This is a genomic window from Streptomyces sp. NPDC047515 (assembly GCF_040643055.1).
GTDB lineage: Bacteria > Actinomycetota > Actinomycetes > Streptomycetales > Streptomycetaceae > Streptomyces.
This window is the reverse complement of record NZ_JBEYTM010000035.1, coordinates 31386-46174: the sequence shown is the minus strand read 5'-3', so window position 1 is coordinate 46174 and position 14789 is coordinate 31386. Positions and strand designations below refer to the sequence as shown.

The window sequence follows — 14789 nt, the reverse complement described above, 5'->3', positions numbered from 1 at the left end:
GACGCCGGCGCTGCGGCGGGCGAGCGGCGGGCGGGCGAGTCGCCCCGGTTCACTCCGATGACGGCGCGGCCGGCTGCGTCCGTGCCGGCGCCACGTCGCGCAGCAGATGCGTGAAGGCGCTCTCGTCCAGGACCGGGGTGCCGAACGACTTCGCCTTCACCGTCTTCGACGTCGCCGAGTCCGGGTCATTGGTGACGAGCAGACTGGTCAGCCGGGACACGCTGGTCGCCACATGGAGCCCGGCCTCCACGGCCCGGTCCTCCAGCAGCTCGCGGTCGACGGAGGTGTCCCCGGAGAACGCCACCCGCATGCCCTGCATGAGGGGTTTGTCCTTCTCGTACCGTCCGGGGTTCGGATACGGGCACGCCGGCCGCTTGCGCGAGGGACGCCAGCTGTTCTGGCCGTACGAAGGCTGGTACCCGATCCGGGGTGTGACCGGGGAGTCCGACCACTCGGTCAGCGGTCGGCACTCCAGCAGCGGCAGCCGCACCCCGCCCCGCGCCGCCGCGTGCAGACTCGGCCGGAACGCCTCGGCCAGCACCCTGGCGTCGTCCAGCGCGTGGTGGGCGCGCTGTTGCACGACCCCGAAGTGCGCGGCCAGCGACTCCAGCTTGTGGTTGGGCAACGGCAGCCGCAGCTCCTTGGAGAGCGCGATGGTGCACAGCCGGTGCTCGACGGGGGCGGTGACCGCGGCCCGTGCGTACTCCCGGGCCAGCATCGACCAGTCGAAGGCCGCGTTGTGCGCGACGAGCACACGGCCCGCGAGCCGTTCGGACAGTTCGGCGGCGATCTCCGGGAAGAGCGGAGCGCCTTCGAGGACATCGCTGGTCAGCCCGTGGATCCAGACCGGACCGGGATCGCGCTGGGGGTTGACGAGGGTGTACCAGTGGTCCTCGACATCGCCCTTCGCGTCCAGGCGGTAGACGGCGGCGGACACGATCCGGTCGTCCCGTGCGAGTCCGGTGGTCTCCACGTCGACGACCGCGTACCCCTGCGGGTACGCGGTCGGCCACGGTGCTGCGGTCTGGCGGTCGTCGAGCATGGTCACAGAGAATACGGGCCGCGACTGACAGTCTCCTATTCGGCCGTCTCCCGCTTCGGCGCGGGGGTTCCGGGGCGCGACGCGTGCTGTGCGGGGCCGGCCAGCAGTCCCGCCACCAGGGCCCGTACGGAGTCCGCGAACAGCCGGTCCGGGTCGGCGGGCCGGGCCAGCGCGCGGGCCAGCGCCGGGTCGTCGTCCGAGGCGGCCGCGGTCCACAGATCGCCCTCGCCGGGAGACTGCACGGGGGAACGCTCGCGATTGCGTTCGACGAGCAGGAAGCCGACGGTGTGGAACTGCACCGCCCGGACCGCGGCGGCCGCCCGCGCTCCGCGCAGCCCCGCGGCATGCACCTCGTGGACGAGTGCCTGCTGTGCGGGGAGGAACATCCGCTCGGTGAGGCCCCGTTCATGGACCATCGCGATCAGATGCGGACGGGCCCGCAGCTCGCGGCGCAGACCACGGGCGACGGAGACGATGCGGGACGCCGGGGTCCGGCCGGCCGGGCGGAGGGTGCCCATCTCCCGTACGGTGCGCTCGACGAGGGCGTCCAGCAACGACTCGCGGTTGCCGACGTGCCAGTAGATCGACGTGACTGCCGTGCCGAGTTCGGCGGCGAGTCCGCGCATGGTGAGGGACTGCGAGCCGTGCCGCCTCACCAGGGCAGCGGCCGTTTCCAGGACCCCTTCGCGGGTCAGCGACGATCGCGGCACAGCGCTCCCTTACTCCCGAACTCTGTTACGTGCATGCCTATTTACCCTTCATCGACGACGGTGTAACTGTGTTACAGAACCGCACCGGAGAGCGGGTCGCGAAGTCGCGAAGAAACGGAGACGCGAAGAAACGGAGACGCGAAGTCACGGAGACACGGAGAACCGGTTCACGGCCGACCGTTTCAGGGACGGCCGAGAAGGGTGGTACTGCATGGCACGTGTACGGTACGGCGCGCGCACCACGGCCGAGATCGCGACGGCCCGCGCGGCCCGCTCCAAGCTCCCCGACATCTGGTCCACCGGTGTGGTGGCCCTCTGGGAGAGCGACCCCGACGCGGTGGCGGCCGTTCTCCCGCCGCCCCTCGAACCCGCCGGACGCCCGCTGGTCCGGGCCAACATCAGCACGGTCGAACTGCCCGGCTATCCGCTCGGCGCGGGCTCCGTCTCCGTCGCCGCCGTCCACGACGGGCACGAGGGCTGGTATCCGCTCGTCATGCCGATGACCCATGAACGGGCGCTGATCGGCGGCCGTGAGGTGTTCGGTGAACCGAAGAAGCTCGGCGAGGTGACCGTCGAACGCGACGGCCTCGTCGTCCGCGCCGCGCTCGCCCGGCACGGCATCGCGTTCGTCGAGGTGCGCGGCGCGGTCAGCGGATCGCTCCCGCTGCCGGAACCGACGCCCAAGCTCGACTTCTACTTCAAGTTCCTGCCCGCCGTGGACGGCGAGGGCTTCGACTCCGACCCCGTCCTGATCCACTGCACCCGCCACGAGAAGGTCCGCAGGCTGGAGAGGATCTCGGGCGATGTGGTGCTGCGCGAGTCGGTGTACGACCCGGTCGCGGACCTCCCCGTACGCCGGCTGGTCGACCTCACCATCGGCGAGAAGACCAGCGACCAGCGGGGCGAAGCCGTGGAGCGGGTGAGCGCCGAGGCGCTGCTGCCGTACATCCACCAGCGTTACGACGACCCGCAGCAGATCCATGACGGCCCGCCGGAAGGGAGCGTCCGATGAGGCTGGAGGAGGGCCAGGTCGCCGTCGTCACCGGTGCGGCGAGCGGCATCGGCCTGGCGCTGGCGCGCAGGTTCGCGGCCGAGGGACTGAAGGTCGTCCTCGCCGATGTGGAGGAGGGCGCGCTGGACGGGGCGGCGGACGAACTGCGCCGGGACGGCGCGCGGGTGCTGGCCCGGGTCGTCGACGTCGGCGAGCGGGAGTCCGTACAGGCCCTGGCCGAAGCCGCGTACGACACCTTCGGCGCGGTGCACGTGCTGTGCAACAACGCCGGTGTCGGCTCCGGGGCCGAGGGCCGGATGTGGGAGCACGAGCCGAACGACTGGAAGTGGGCCTTCGCCGTCAACGTGTGGGGTGTCTTCCACGGCATCCAGGCGTTCGTGCCCCGCATGATCGCGGACGGCGGCCCGGGACATGTCGTCAACACCTCGTCCGGCGACGGCGGGATCGCCCCGCTGCCGACCGCCTCCGTGTACGCGGTCACCAAGTCCGCCGTCGTCACGATGACCGAGTCGCTGTACGCGCATCTGAAGGCGGAGGGGGCCCCGGTCGGCGCCTCGGTGCTCTTCCCCGGCCCGCACATGCTCCGCACCGGGCTGTGGGAGTCGCACCGCAATCGGCCCGAGCGGTACGCCAAGGAGCGCCCGCGCAGGACCCCGTACCGCAGCCTCGACCAGTGGGAGTCCGCCATGCGGGCAGCGGGCCACGAAGTGGCGTTCACCCCGGTCGAGGACGTCGCGGGGGCCGTCGTGGACGGGATACGCGCCGACCGCTTCTGGATGCTCCCGGAGAGCGAGCACAGCGACCGGCAGATCCGCGCCAGGTCGCAGTCGATGCTCGACCGGGCCGACCCGTCGTACCTGGAGAGTTTCATACTCGACTGAGGAGCGAGCGATGACCGACGACCCGTACCTGATCATCTCCTCCGACTGCCACGCCGGACTGCCCACCGAGGAGTACCGGCCCTATCTCGACCCCCGTTTCCACCGGGAGTTCGACGAGTTCCTCGCCGGCCGCGACCGCCGCCGCGAGGAAATGACCCGCCTCGGCGTGCGCAACGAGGCCTTCGCCGACAAGTGGTTCCATGACAACGAGGAAGGCCTGAAGGGTGGTTGGGACGCTGCCCGGCGCCTGAAGGAACTGGACGGCGACGGGGTGGCGGCCGAGGTCGTCTTCCCGGACGCGGACGCCGTCGACAGCCGGACCGCCGCCCCGTTCGGCGTCGGTCTCGGGCTCTCCGGCGACCAGGACCCGGAGCTGGGCATGGCGGGCGCGCAGGCCCACAACCGCTGGCTCGCCGACTTCGTCTCGCAGAACCCCGAACGCCACCGCGGGGTCGCCCTGTTGCCCGTCACCGGCGAGGTCGACCGGGTCGTCGCGGAGATCCACCGGGCGAAGGAGTCCGGGCTCGGCGCGCTCATGATCCCCTCCATGTGGGTGGACAAGGCCCCGTACCACGACCGCCGTTACGACCCCGTGTGGGCGGCCGCCGCCGAGACGGCCATGCCGGTCGTCACGCACTCCGGCGCGGCCCCGCGCCACGAGTACGGAGACCACCTCGGCATCTACGTCTCCGAGGTCACCTGGTGGCCGTCCCGCCCGCTCTGGTTCCTGCTCTGGTCTGGAGCCTTCGAACGCCACCCCGGGCTGCGGTTCGGCGTCGCCGAGTCCGGCTGCTGGTGGCTGCCGAATCTCCTCTGGTTCATGGACCGGCTCTATCTCGGTGCCCACGGTGGAAAGAAGCTCTCGCCGTTCGCCGAACTGAAGCGGCCCCCGCACGAGTACCTCGACCGCCAGGTCTTCGTCTGCGCCACCAACACCAAACGCCGCGAACTCGCCCAGCGGTACGAGATCGGCGTCGACAACATCCTGTGGGGCAGCGACTTCCCCCACCCGGAAGGCACCTGGCCGAACACCGCCCAGTGGCTGCGCGACACCTTCCACGACATCCCCGTCGCCGAGACCCGCCGCATGCTGGGCCTCGCCGCCGCGGACGTCTTCGGCTTCGACACGGCGAAGCTCGCCCCGATCGCCGAGCGCATCGGCCCCACCCCCGGGGACCTGGGCCAGAGCCCCGACCAGACGGCGGTCGAGGCGTCCTGGGCCAGGTCGCGCGAAGTGGGCCGGCACTGGCTGACCGACCACGACTTCCCGGCCCTGGGGGTCGACTGATGGAGCGTCACACGGATCGCTACACCGTCATCTCGGCCGACTGCCACGCCGGAGCCGACCTCCTCGGCTACCGGCCGTACCTGGAGACGAAGCATCACGACGACTTCGACGCGTGGGCGGCGGTCTACGTCAACCCGTACGAGGACCTCCTCGCCGACACCGCCGACCGCAACTGGAACTCCGCACGCCGTGTCGCGGAGCTGGAGGCGGACGGCATCGTCGCGGAGGTCGTCTTCCCCAACACCATCCCGCCCTTCTTCCCCTCCGCCGCCCTGATGGCGCCCGCGCCCTCCCGGACCGAGTACGAGCAGCGCTGGGCAGGCCTGCGTGCCCACAACCGCTGGCTCGCCGACTTCTGCGCGCAGGCACCGGGCCGACGCGCGGGTGTCGCGCAGATTCTCCTCAACGACCCCGAGGAGGCCGTCCGAGAGGTCCGCCGCACCAAGGAGGCGGGCCTGACCGGCGGCATCCTGCTGCCCGGCGCCCCGCCCGGCTCCGGCATCCCCGAGCTGTACTCCCAGGCGTACGACCCGCTGTGGGCGGTCTGCGAGGAACTGGACGTACCGGTGAACCACCACGGCGGCTCGGCCTCCCCGCCGCTCGGCGACGAACCGGCGGCCCGTGCCGTCTTCATGGTGGAGACGACCTGGTTCTCGCACCGGGCGCTGTGGCACCTGGTCTTCGGCGGGGCGTTCCGCCGCCATCCCGGACTGAAACTCGTCCTCACCGAACAGGGCTCCGGCTGGATCCCGGGTGTCGTCGAGATGCTGGACTACTACCACGGCCGGCTGGTGGCGGCGGCCGGCCGGGCCTCCACCGCCGAGTCCAAGTTCGGTGCGGGCCTTGCCGCTTCCATGGGCGCGAGCCCGAGCGAGGTGTGGCGCGACAACTGCTACGTCGGCGCCAGCTTCATGCGACCGCACGAGGTGCCGCTGCGCGACCGGATCGGCCTCGACAAGATCATGTGGGGCAGCGACTACCCGCACGACGAGGGCACCCATCCGTACTCCAGGGAAGGCCTGCGGATCGCGTACGCGGGCCTGCCGCCCGCGCAGATCGCGGCGATGACCGGCGGCAACGCCGCCCGTGTCTACGGCTTCGACCTGGCCGCCCTCGACCGCATCGCCGCCACCGTCGGCCCGACGGTGGACGAGATCGCCGACCCCCTGAAGAAGGCCCCGCCCGACGCGACCAGCCCCGCCTTCGCGCCCGGCGGGTCGGTACGCGTCTGGTGACGGGGCGGGGTGAGACCATCCCCGGGTGACGGGTGACCAGACGCACGACGAAGCGCACGACAACGGGCTCGGCGCGCGGCTGAACTGGCTGCGCGCCGCGGTCCTCGGCGCGAACGACGGTGTGGTCTCCACGGCGGGCCTGGTCGTCGGCGTGGCCGGCGCCACCGGCGACCGCGGCATCCTGCTCACGGCGGGCCTGGCCGGACTGCTGGCCGGATCCATGTCGATGGCGGCGGGCGAGTACGTCTCGGTGTCCACCCAGCGCGATTCGGAGCGGGCCGCGCTGGCCATGGAGAAGCGGGAGCTGGCCGACACCCCGGAGGCCGAACTCATCGAACTCACCGGCCTGTTGGAGGGCAAGGGGCTGAGCCGCGAGGTCGCCCGTGAGGCCGCGCTCCAGCTGACCGAACGCGACGCGCTCCGCGCCCACGCGGAGGTGGAGCTGGGCATCGACCCGGACGAGCTGACGAACCCGTGGCACGCGGCGGGCGCGAGCTTCCTGGCCTTCACGGTGGGCGCGCTGCTGCCGCTGCTGGCGATCGTGCTGCCCCCGGCGTCGCTCCGGCTGATCGTGACCGTGCTGTCGGTACTGGCGGCGCTGGCACTGACGGGCTGGTGGAGCGCCCGCCTGGGCGAGGCGGCGGCAGGACCCGCGGTGCTGCGGAACATGGGCGGGGGAGCGTTGGCGATGGCGGTCACGTACGCGGCGGGGGAGTTGCTGGGGGCAGTGGGGGTCTGACGGTCTTCTCGTCCGGACCGGGCCGGACCGGACCGGGCCGGATCGGCGAGCGGGGCCCGGTGCCGCGGACACGACCTAGGCTGGCGGCGTGACCAACCACCTGACCTCCTGTTCCTGCTGCGGCGACGCCCTCACGGACGAGCGGCGCATCGACGTCGGATTCAAGCTGCCCGACGCCGCCGTCGCCACACCCGAAGAGGCCCGGCACCGGCTCGGTCCCTCGGCGCTGCTCCGGGTGGACGGCGTCGGCTCCTTCATCCGCTGTCTGCTGCCTGTCCGGCTGACGCACGAGACCGAGCTGGTCCTGGGCATATGGCTGGAGGTCGACGAGGCCACTCTCCGGCAGGCCCACGACCTGTGGGAGCACCACGGTTACGCGGATCTCGCCTTCAGCGGGAGGCTCGCCAACAAGATTCGCCCCTGGGGCGACGAGCTGTTGGGCGCCCCGTTCATCGCACAGGTCGCCGACCCCGAGGAGCTGCCCCATCTCGTCGCCGGCCAGGACCCGGCAGCCGCCCGCGTCCTGGCGGACACCTGGGACCGCGACCATGTCCTCAGCCGCTTCTCGCACCAACTCCCCGTCGACGTCCGCACCGGCCTCGGTGGCCACTGGTCCGTCGTCCGCACCGCGGGCCTCACCGCCCGCTTCGCCGACGGAACGGACCAGTTCACCGGGCCGGACCGCAGCGCCGCCGTGACCGTGTTCACGGACGACGACCCGGAACGTTCCCCCGAGGACTTCCTCTCCGCACTGCTCGCCGGCTCCCCCGACAAGCTTCCCGCGCAGCGCCTCACCGAGCCCCTGCCCGGCGGCCTCCGCCACGCCTTCTGGCTGACGCCGGACGACCACGGCCGGGAGCGGTACGAGTTCTACGGCTTCGCGGTACCGGCCTCCGGCACCGCCGCCGGCGTGTTCTGCACCCACGAGGACCCCGCCGGCCTCGCCTGGGCCCAGCAGTTCTGGCGGTCCCTCGACTGGGCCGGCCCTTCCTGATCCGGACGAGGGGCCCCAAGGACTGTCCCGTAATCCGTCGCGCGCCCGCCAGGGATCACGGGACAGCCCTTGGCCCGAAGGCAACGGCGAGGACATGCGCCATGACGGCATCCAGCGGGTCGGGCTCTCGTACCGCACAGGGGGCGGCGGCAGCAGTACCGTGCTCCGGCGGCGCGGGCCGTGTCCCAGGGCCCGGGCGCCACTCGGACGCCCGGCCCCGGGGACGTACTACTTGCTGACGGCGAAGCGCATCAGGGCATGTTCGTCGCCCTGCTTGATCTTCCCCGTCACATTGATCACTTCGAGTTTCCACGTGTCGCCGAACCGCACGGCTTTGGCCACCGCGCAGCCGTTGTCCTGGGTGAGCAGGCTGGGCCATATGTCGGCGACCTGCTGCGAGCTCCCCCCGGTCGCGTCGTAGACCTTGAAGCTGATGTTGCGGGCCTTCTGGAAGGAGCTGCCCTTCTTGAAGGCGGCGGCGACGAACACGATCGACGTGATGTTGGGCGGGATGCGCGCGAACTCGACCGTGACGGTCTCGTCGTCGCCGTCCCCCCGCCCGGTCTGGTTGTCGCCGCTGTGCACCAGGGAGCCGTTTCCCATGGGGTCCAGCGAGTCGAGGCCGGCCAGGCGCACCGGGTCCCCGTCCTGCGTGGCGACGGCGATCAGGTCGAGGTCCGTTCCGGCCTTGCGGCGGAGCAGGCCCATGACACCGCCGCTGGTGCCGGCCGTGGGGTCCCAGGACACGCCGATGGACAGATGGGTCACTCCGTCCAGGTCTGCGGGGCCGTCTTCCTTGGTGAGTGTGATCATGCGCGGGCCATCCTTCTGTCACGGGTACTACAACACGCAGAGTGTGCCTGGCGCCTCGGCGGTTCCATGTGACGGGTCCCCGTGGGCGCGCACGAGGGGGCGCCGCACGCTCCGGGAGACCCGCACGGGGGCTTCGGCGCCACCGGCGTCCGGGCGACCGTGCCGTTCGTCGTCGTGGCCGACCGGACCCTCGCAACTGCCGGTCCCCGCACGGCGGTTCTTCCTCCGCTCAAGCTCCGGTACAGGGATCGTCCGGGACCCGCATTGGCAGAAGTCACCAAAGACTGCTGACAACGCGTCTCGCATACTTGTTGGTAACAACGTCTAGTCCGCAGCCGACCTGCGGCTCTACGGTGCTCGCATGCCGCCGAACCTGCCCGATGTCGTGCTCTGGTCCATACCGGCCTTCGTGCTGCTCACCGTCCTCGAAATGGCACTCCATCACTTCCATCCCGATGAGGAAGCCGCCGGATACGAGGTGAAGGACGCCGCCACCAGCATCACCATGGGGCTCGGCAGCCTGGTCTTCGACCTGCTGTGGAAAGTGCCCATCGTCGCCGTCTACACCGCGGTCTACGAGCTGACCCCGCTCCGCGTCCCCGTGCTGTGGTGGACCGTCCTGCTGATGCTGCTCGCGCAGGACTTCTTCTACTACTGGTCCCACCGGGGACACCACGTCATCCGGATCCTCTGGGCCTGCCACGTGGTCCACCACTCCAGCCGGAAGTTCAACCTCTCCACCGCGCTGCGCCAGCCCTGGACATCGCTGACCGTCTGGCCGTTCTACGTGCCGCTCATCGCCTGCGGGGTCCACCCGGCCGCGCTGGCGTTCTGCTCCTCGGTGAACCTCGTCTACCAGTTCTGGGTGCACACGGAGCGCGTCGGCAAGCTCCCTGGGCCCTTCGAATTCGTACTGAACACGCCGTCCCACCACCGGGTGCACCACGCGTCGCAGGGCGGCTACCTGGACCGGAACTTCGGCGGCATCCTGATCGTGTGGGACCGGCTCTTCGGGTCCTTCACCGGCGAGACGGAGCGGCCGGTGTACGGGCTCACCAAGAACATCGACACGTTCAACCCGCTCCGCGTCGCCACCCACGAGTACGCCGCCATCGCCCGCGACGTGCGCGCGGCGGGCAGCTGGAGCGAGCGCGCCGGGCGGATCTTCCGCGGCCCCGGCTGGCAGCCGTCCACAACGCCCGCACCCACGCCCCTCCCCGCCCAGGAGCGCATCGGATGAGCGCCGATACCGTCCCGGACCGGCGGGAACGTCTCGTACGACCGCTGCTCGTCGCCTTCCTTCTGGCCGCCGTCGTCGACCTGTTCGGCGTGCTCGCCGACGTCCCGGTCGCCCACCTCGTCGCGAAGCCCCTGCTGATGCCGCTGCTGGCCGGGTACGCCGCCGCCCGGCGCGGTCCCCGGCTGCTGATCGCGGCACTCCTGTTCGGCTGGGGCGGCGACACGCTCCTGCTGCCCGACGCAGACGCCACCTTCCTCATCGGGATGGGTTCCTTCGCCGCGGGGCACGTCTGTTACCTGGTGCTCTTCGGACGTGCCCGGAGCTCCCCGGTCGTCGGGGCGGTGTACGCGGCCGTCCTGGTCACCGTCGTCGCGCTGCTCTGGAGCGGATTGCCGGCGGACATGCGGATTCCGATGACCGGCTACAGCCTGCTGCTCACAGCCATGGCCTACCGGGCCGGCACCCGTGGCCGGTACGCGGCCGTCGGCGGGGCGCTCTTCCTGCTCTCCGACACCCTCATCGCCACCGGCGTCGCCGACTGGCCGCAGCTGCCCGCCCCCGACTTCTGGGTCATGCTCACCTACATCGCCGCGCAGTTCCTGCTGACCGCCGGAGTGCTGGCGCCTGGTGCGAAATGGGCCGGTGTCACCCCTGGGGCGTACCGTGAACGGAGCATCACCATCTGAGAGCAGCAAGGACCCCCACGCATGCGCGCCACCGTCATCCACGCCCCCCACGACATACGTGTGCAGGAAGTGCCCGACCCGTCGATCCAGCAGCCCACCGATGTGGTCCTGCGGGTCCTGCGGGCCTGTATCTGCGGCAGCGACCTGTGGGCCTACCGCGGCGAGGCCGCCCGGCAGCCCGGCCAGCGGATCGGTCACGAGTTTCTCGGGATCGTCGAGGAGGCAGGTTCCGAGGTGGCCGGCTTCGCCGTCGGTGACCTCGTCGTCGCGCCCTTCGTGTGGTCCGACGGCACCTGCGCGTACTGCGCGGAGGGCCTGACCACCTCCTGCCCGCAGGGCGGCTTCTGGGGCTCCGTCGGCTCCGACGGCGGGCAGGGCGAGGCCGTCCGCGTCCCGTTCGCCGACGGCACGCTGGTCAAGCTCCCCGCGGCCGCGGTCTCCGACGACCGGCTGCTCACCGCGCTGCTGGCCCTGTCCGACGTGCTGGGCACCGGACATCACGCCGCCGTCGGCGCGGGCGTGAAGACCGGCAGCACGGTCGCGGTCGTCGGTGACGGGGCGGTCGGCCTGTGCGGCGTCCTGGCCGCCAGGCGGCTCGGCGCCGAGCGGATCATCGCACTCGGCCGCCACCAGGTGCGTACGGACATCGCCCGCACCTTCGGCGCCACGGACGTCGTCGCCGAGCGTGGCGAGGCGGCCGTCGAAGCCGTACGGGAACTGCTCGGTGGCGAGGGCGCCCACGCGGTGATCGAGGCCGTCGGCACCGAGCAGTCGATGCGCACCGCCGTCGGGATCACTCGCGACGGTGGTGCCATCGGCTACGTCGGCGTACCGCACGGCAGCGGCACCGGCCTGGACCTCGGCGTGATGTTCGACCGGAACATCACCCTGCGCGGCGGCGTCGCCCCCGTGCGCACATACATTCCGGAGCTGCTCCCCGACGTGCTGTCCGGCACGGTCGACCCGTCGCCCGTCTTCGACCTGACCATCGGTCTCGACGACGTTCCCGTCGGCTACAAGGCGATGGACGAGCGCACGGCACTGAAGGTGCTCATCAAGCCGTGAGCCAGGCGGCCGCGTCCGCCCCCAGCGGGCCGGGCGGGCGCGACCAGTCCTTGGGCGAACCGTCGAAGGCGACCGGCGGCAGGGCGTGACGCAGCCGCCCGAGCGGGCCGGCCGTCTTGGCGAGCCGCTTCTCCGGGTCGTACGACGCGCCTGTGGCCTCCGTCTCCCGACGGGCGGGCAGCTCGTCGAGCAGCCACGCGGCGGTACGGGCGAGCGAGAGCGTGACCAGCCGGGAGCCTCCCTCGTCGTGCTGCTCGGTCAGCGCGCGCAGCACGGCGGCGGCCAGCAGATAGCCCGTGCCGTGGTCGAGTGCCTGGGCGGGCAGCGCGCCGGGAGGGTGCTCCGCTCCGGCCGTGGCCTCGACCGAGGCGATGCCGGTGGCCACCTGCACCAGACTGTCGAAACCGCGCCGCTCGGCCCATGGACCGTGGCCCCAGGCCGAGAGCCGCCCGATCACCAGCCCCGGTCTGCGCGCGGCCAGGGACTCCGTGGTCAGCCCGAACCGCTCGACCGCACCGGGCCGGTAGCCGATGACGACCACGTCCGCCTCGGCCAGCAGCTCGTCGAACACGGCCCCGCCAAAGCGGCTGCCGAGGTCCAGGTTCACCGACCGCTTCCCGAAACCGGTGTCGGCGTGCGCGTCCGGGCTCTCCGGGAGCCGTGGGGAGTCGATCCGCAGGACATCCGCGCCGAGCAGCGCGAGCGTACGGGTGGCGACGGGTCCCGCGATGACCCGGGTGAGGTCCAGTACGCGCATCCCGGCGGCGGGCAGCAGCGGTGTGCCGGCCGGCGCCGTCGTCCGACGAACCGGCGCGCCGTCGATACGGTCGCCGGTCACCAACGGGGTGCCCGCGACCGCGGCGCCCCGCGGGTCGGCCGACCACTCCCCGGGCGTACGGGCCGCGACGGCCAGGCCGCCCGCGGCGTACACGGTCCGCTCGATCTCTGCGCCCCGCCGCCCGGCGAACGAGGCGGCGACGGCGGCCACGGTGAGGTCGTCCGAGGTGTCCGCCGGCAGCCCCAGCGTGGCGAGCAGCCGGGCCTGATGATGCGGGTAGTTGGCATGTGTACGGACCCAGCCGTCCGCCGTGCGCCAGAACCGGGACAGCGGGGCGAAGGACATCGGCGCGCACCCGTCGATCCGCAGATGGCGCTCGCTGGTGAACGCCGTGGCCACCGCGCCGGCGTCGACGTGGACCCGGGGCACCGCGTGCCCGGTGCGGCGGGCGGCCAGTTCGGCGGCGGCCAGGGAGCAGACCGCGACGGCGGAACGGGCCAGCTCCATGACGGGCAGCCGGGAGGGCAGCAGACCCTCGGGGCCACTCGTCCCGATGCGCGCGAGAAGCGCGGGATCCCCGCCGAGTGCCGCCCAGGCCTGCTCCGTACCGGACATGTGCGCATGAGTCATGCCCGCACTATGGCACTGAGTGCCACCATCGGAAAGGGGCGCCGGGAGAGCCCGGTACGGCGCTGCGGGAGGACGGCGGGCGGGGCCGATGACTCCGGCCCCGCCCACTGCGTCGCGTTCCTACCGGCGGACCGCGTTCAGCGCGTTCACCACACCGGCCCCGTAGAAGCCGTTGTGCTTCTTGCTGCCCTCGCAGACGGCGTCGATCTTGCCGTCGCCGTTGATGTCGTACGGAGCGCCACACTCAGTGGCGTCGGCCCCGGATGTCAGGAGCGCCTTCACCTGGGCCGCCGAAGCGTGCGGGTGCGTCGACTTGATCAGGGCCGCGACACCCGCGACATGCGGGGAGGCCATCGACGTACCGTTCTTGTAGCCGTACTTGCCGCCCGGCAGCGTGGACAGGATCGCGCCGTTCGTGGCAGGCGGTGCGGGCGTCTGGTAGACCGTCGAGTCGCCGCCGGGAGCCGCGACGTCGATGACGCCGTTCCCGTAGTTCGAGTACGAGGACTTCAGACCCTTGGCACCGGTTGCCGAGACGGTCACGACACCCGGCAGCATCGCCGGGATGTCGAGGCACTCGCGCGGGTTGATCGTCCGGGTCACGGCCGTGGTGTCGTTCGGGCTGGTCGTGTCGTCGATCGCGCCGGAGGCCAGGTCGAACTTGCTGTTGCCGGCCGAGGCGACGTTCACCGTGCCCTTCCGCTCCGCGTACCCGGTGGCGCGGGTGACGGCCTCGACCAGGGCGCCCTGGTCCGGGTCGTTCTTGCAGTTGAACATCCACGGGTCGGTGTAGTAGCTGTTGTTGGTGACATCGATGCCGTGCTCGGCGGCCCAGACGAAGCCGCAGACGATCGACTCGGTGTAGAAGAAGCCGTCCGGGTTCGCGACCTTGATGCCGGCGACCTTCACGCCCGGCGCGACACCCGTCACCCCGATGCCGTTCTTCGCGGCGGCGATGGTGCCCGCGACATGCGTGCCGTGGTCGCTCTCACCGGCCTTGGGACGCCAGGCGCCGTCCGTCGTGTCCGGCGCCCCGGACACGCAGCTCGCGGAGGCCCCGCGGTTGAAGTTCGGCGCCAGGTCCGGGTGGGTGTCGTCGACACCCGTGTCGATGACACCGACCGTCACCTTGCTGCTGCCCAGTGTCTTCTGGTGCGCCTGGTCCGCCTTGATGGCGGGCAGATCCCACTGCAGGGGCTCCATCGGATCCTGGTCCGCCGTCGCCTCCGCCGCCGCGCTCCGCGCCTGCTCGGCGGTGAGCGGCTGCTCGACCCCGATGTCCGTGGTGGCCTGCGGAACGATGGGGCTGGTCCGGGTGGCCCCCGCCGAATCGACACCCTTGACCCGGCGGATCGACTGCGCGAAGTCCGGGTTCTGCGACTCGACGACGATGACGCCGATCTGCTCATAGGCGATCACCACCGTGCCGCCGGCCTCGGCGATCGCCTTCTTCACCTGCTTGACGGTGCCGTGGTTGCTCCGCGTGTTGACGACGTATGAGAGCTTCGGGCCGTCAGTAGACACCGCCGCCGTGGGCTGCGCGTCCACCGGTGCGGCAGAGGCGGCCCCCGTCGGCAGGAAGCCGAGCGAGGCCGTGAGTGCCAATCCGACGGGCAGCGTCAGTGCGCGCGTCCGTCTGGATCCCAGATGAGCCATGGGGTCTCCACATCATCCGT

At 71.6% G+C, this 14789-nt stretch carries 14 protein-coding genes; 9 read left to right on the top strand and 5 right to left on the bottom strand.

The genetic code is table 11. The features are described from left to right. Positions 1-49 precede the first annotated feature (49 nt). Positions 50-1048, bottom strand: a complete 999-nt coding sequence (locus ABZ826_RS25760; protein WP_361452763.1) for a DEDDh family exonuclease — start codon at positions 1046-1048, stop codon at positions 50-52. Positions 1049-1077: 29 nt separating this feature from the next. Continuing rightward, positions 1078-1752 (bottom strand): TetR family transcriptional regulator, encoded by a 675-nt coding sequence (locus tag ABZ826_RS25755; RefSeq protein ID WP_361452760.1) that lies wholly within the window; start codon positions 1750-1752, stop codon positions 1078-1080. Positions 1753-1963: 211 nt separating this feature from the next. On the opposite strand from ABZ826_RS25755, the gene ABZ826_RS25750 reads away from it, so the two are divergent. From ABZ826_RS25750 to ABZ826_RS25725, 6 genes are all read left to right on the top strand, one after another. Beyond that, entirely contained in the window at positions 1964-2764 is an 801-nt protein-coding gene (locus tag ABZ826_RS25750; protein WP_361452757.1) for an acetoacetate decarboxylase family protein, read from the top strand. Next, positions 2761-3645, top strand: a complete 885-nt coding sequence (locus ABZ826_RS25745; RefSeq protein WP_361452754.1) for an SDR family NAD(P)-dependent oxidoreductase — start codon at positions 2761-2763, stop codon at positions 3643-3645. The genes ABZ826_RS25750 and ABZ826_RS25745 overlap by 4 nt, the downstream gene beginning before the upstream one ends. Positions 3646-3655: 10 nt before the next feature. Continuing rightward, entirely contained in the window at positions 3656-4933 is a 1278-nt protein-coding gene (locus tag ABZ826_RS25740) for an amidohydrolase family protein (RefSeq protein WP_361452751.1), read from the top strand. After that, positions 4933-6168, top strand: coding sequence for an amidohydrolase family protein (locus tag ABZ826_RS25735; RefSeq protein ID WP_361452748.1), 1236 nt, complete (start codon positions 4933-4935; stop codon positions 6166-6168). The genes ABZ826_RS25740 and ABZ826_RS25735 overlap by 1 nt, the downstream gene beginning before the upstream one ends. 25 nt (positions 6169-6193) lie before the next feature. Beyond that, positions 6194-6907, top strand: coding sequence for a VIT family protein (locus tag ABZ826_RS25730; RefSeq protein ID WP_361452745.1), 714 nt, complete (start codon positions 6194-6196; stop codon positions 6905-6907). Between the two features lie 88 nt (positions 6908-6995). Further along, the gene (locus tag ABZ826_RS25725) at positions 6996-7901 is read left to right on the top strand and encodes a DUF2199 domain-containing protein (RefSeq protein WP_361452742.1); all 906 of its coding nucleotides are present in this window, start codon (positions 6996-6998) and stop codon (positions 7899-7901) included. Between the two features lie 228 nt (positions 7902-8129). On the opposite strand, the gene ABZ826_RS25720 is transcribed toward ABZ826_RS25725, so the two are convergent. Continuing rightward, entirely contained in the window at positions 8130-8714 is a 585-nt protein-coding gene (locus ABZ826_RS25720; protein ID WP_361452739.1) for a TerD family protein, read from the bottom strand. Positions 8715-9075: 361 nt separating this feature from the next. On the opposite strand from ABZ826_RS25720, the gene ABZ826_RS25715 reads away from it, so the two are divergent. Genes ABZ826_RS25715 through ABZ826_RS25705 form a run of 3 tightly spaced genes read left to right on the top strand, consistent with a single transcriptional unit; the run spans position 9076 to position 11705 of the window. Then, positions 9076-9954, top strand: a complete 879-nt coding sequence (locus tag ABZ826_RS25715; protein ID WP_361452736.1) for a sterol desaturase family protein — start codon at positions 9076-9078, stop codon at positions 9952-9954. Beyond that, positions 9951-10640, top strand: coding sequence for a lysoplasmalogenase (locus ABZ826_RS25710; protein WP_361452733.1), 690 nt, complete (start codon positions 9951-9953; stop codon positions 10638-10640). Before ABZ826_RS25715 ends, ABZ826_RS25710 begins: the two co-directional genes overlap by 4 nt. A gap of 21 nt (positions 10641-10661) precedes the next feature. Beyond that, complete coding sequence (locus ABZ826_RS25705) at positions 10662-11705, top strand: zinc-dependent alcohol dehydrogenase family protein (RefSeq protein WP_361452730.1); 1044 nt, start codon at positions 10662-10664, stop codon at positions 11703-11705. Here the strand turns inward: ABZ826_RS25705 and ABZ826_RS25700 are convergent. Both ABZ826_RS25700 and ABZ826_RS25695 read right to left on the bottom strand, forming a co-directional pair. Further along, the gene (locus tag ABZ826_RS25700; RefSeq protein ID WP_361452727.1) at positions 11695-13113 is read right to left on the bottom strand and encodes a CoA transferase; all 1419 of its coding nucleotides are present in this window, start codon (positions 13111-13113) and stop codon (positions 11695-11697) included. The genes ABZ826_RS25705 and ABZ826_RS25700 overlap by 11 nt on opposite strands. 120 nt (positions 13114-13233) lie before the next feature. Next, positions 13234-14769, bottom strand: a complete 1536-nt coding sequence (locus tag ABZ826_RS25695) for a S8 family serine peptidase (RefSeq protein WP_361452722.1) — start codon at positions 14767-14769, stop codon at positions 13234-13236. Positions 14770-14789: the final 20 nt, after the last annotated feature.

What these genes read in the sequence shown, in the direction of transcription:
- ABZ826_RS25750 (WP_361452757.1), top strand. Translation starts at nt 1,964, where the DNA reads ATGGCACGTGTACGGTACGGCGCGCGCACCACGGCCGAGATCGCGACG.
- ABZ826_RS25745 (WP_361452754.1), top strand. Translation starts at nt 2,761, where the DNA reads ATGAGGCTGGAGGAGGGCCAGGTCGCCGTCGTCACCGGTGCGGCGAGC.
- ABZ826_RS25740 (WP_361452751.1), top strand. Translation starts at nt 3,656, where the DNA reads ATGACCGACGACCCGTACCTGATCATCTCCTCCGACTGCCACGCCGGA.
- ABZ826_RS25735 (WP_361452748.1), top strand. Translation starts at nt 4,933, where the DNA reads ATGGAGCGTCACACGGATCGCTACACCGTCATCTCGGCCGACTGCCAC.
- ABZ826_RS25720 (WP_361452739.1), bottom strand. Translation starts at nt 8,714, where the DNA reads ATGATCACACTCACCAAGGAAGACGGCCCCGCAGACCTGGACGGAGTG.
- ABZ826_RS25715 (WP_361452736.1), top strand. Translation starts at nt 9,076, where the DNA reads ATGCCGCCGAACCTGCCCGATGTCGTGCTCTGGTCCATACCGGCCTTC.
- ABZ826_RS25710 (WP_361452733.1), top strand. Translation starts at nt 9,951, where the DNA reads ATGAGCGCCGATACCGTCCCGGACCGGCGGGAACGTCTCGTACGACCG.
- ABZ826_RS25705 (WP_361452730.1), top strand. Translation starts at nt 10,662, where the DNA reads ATGCGCGCCACCGTCATCCACGCCCCCCACGACATACGTGTGCAGGAA.
- ABZ826_RS25700 (WP_361452727.1), bottom strand. Translation starts at nt 13,113, where the DNA reads ATGACTCATGCGCACATGTCCGGTACGGAGCAGGCCTGGGCGGCACTC.
- ABZ826_RS25695 (WP_361452722.1), bottom strand. Translation starts at nt 14,769, where the DNA reads ATGGCTCATCTGGGATCCAGACGGACGCGCGCACTGACGCTGCCCGTC.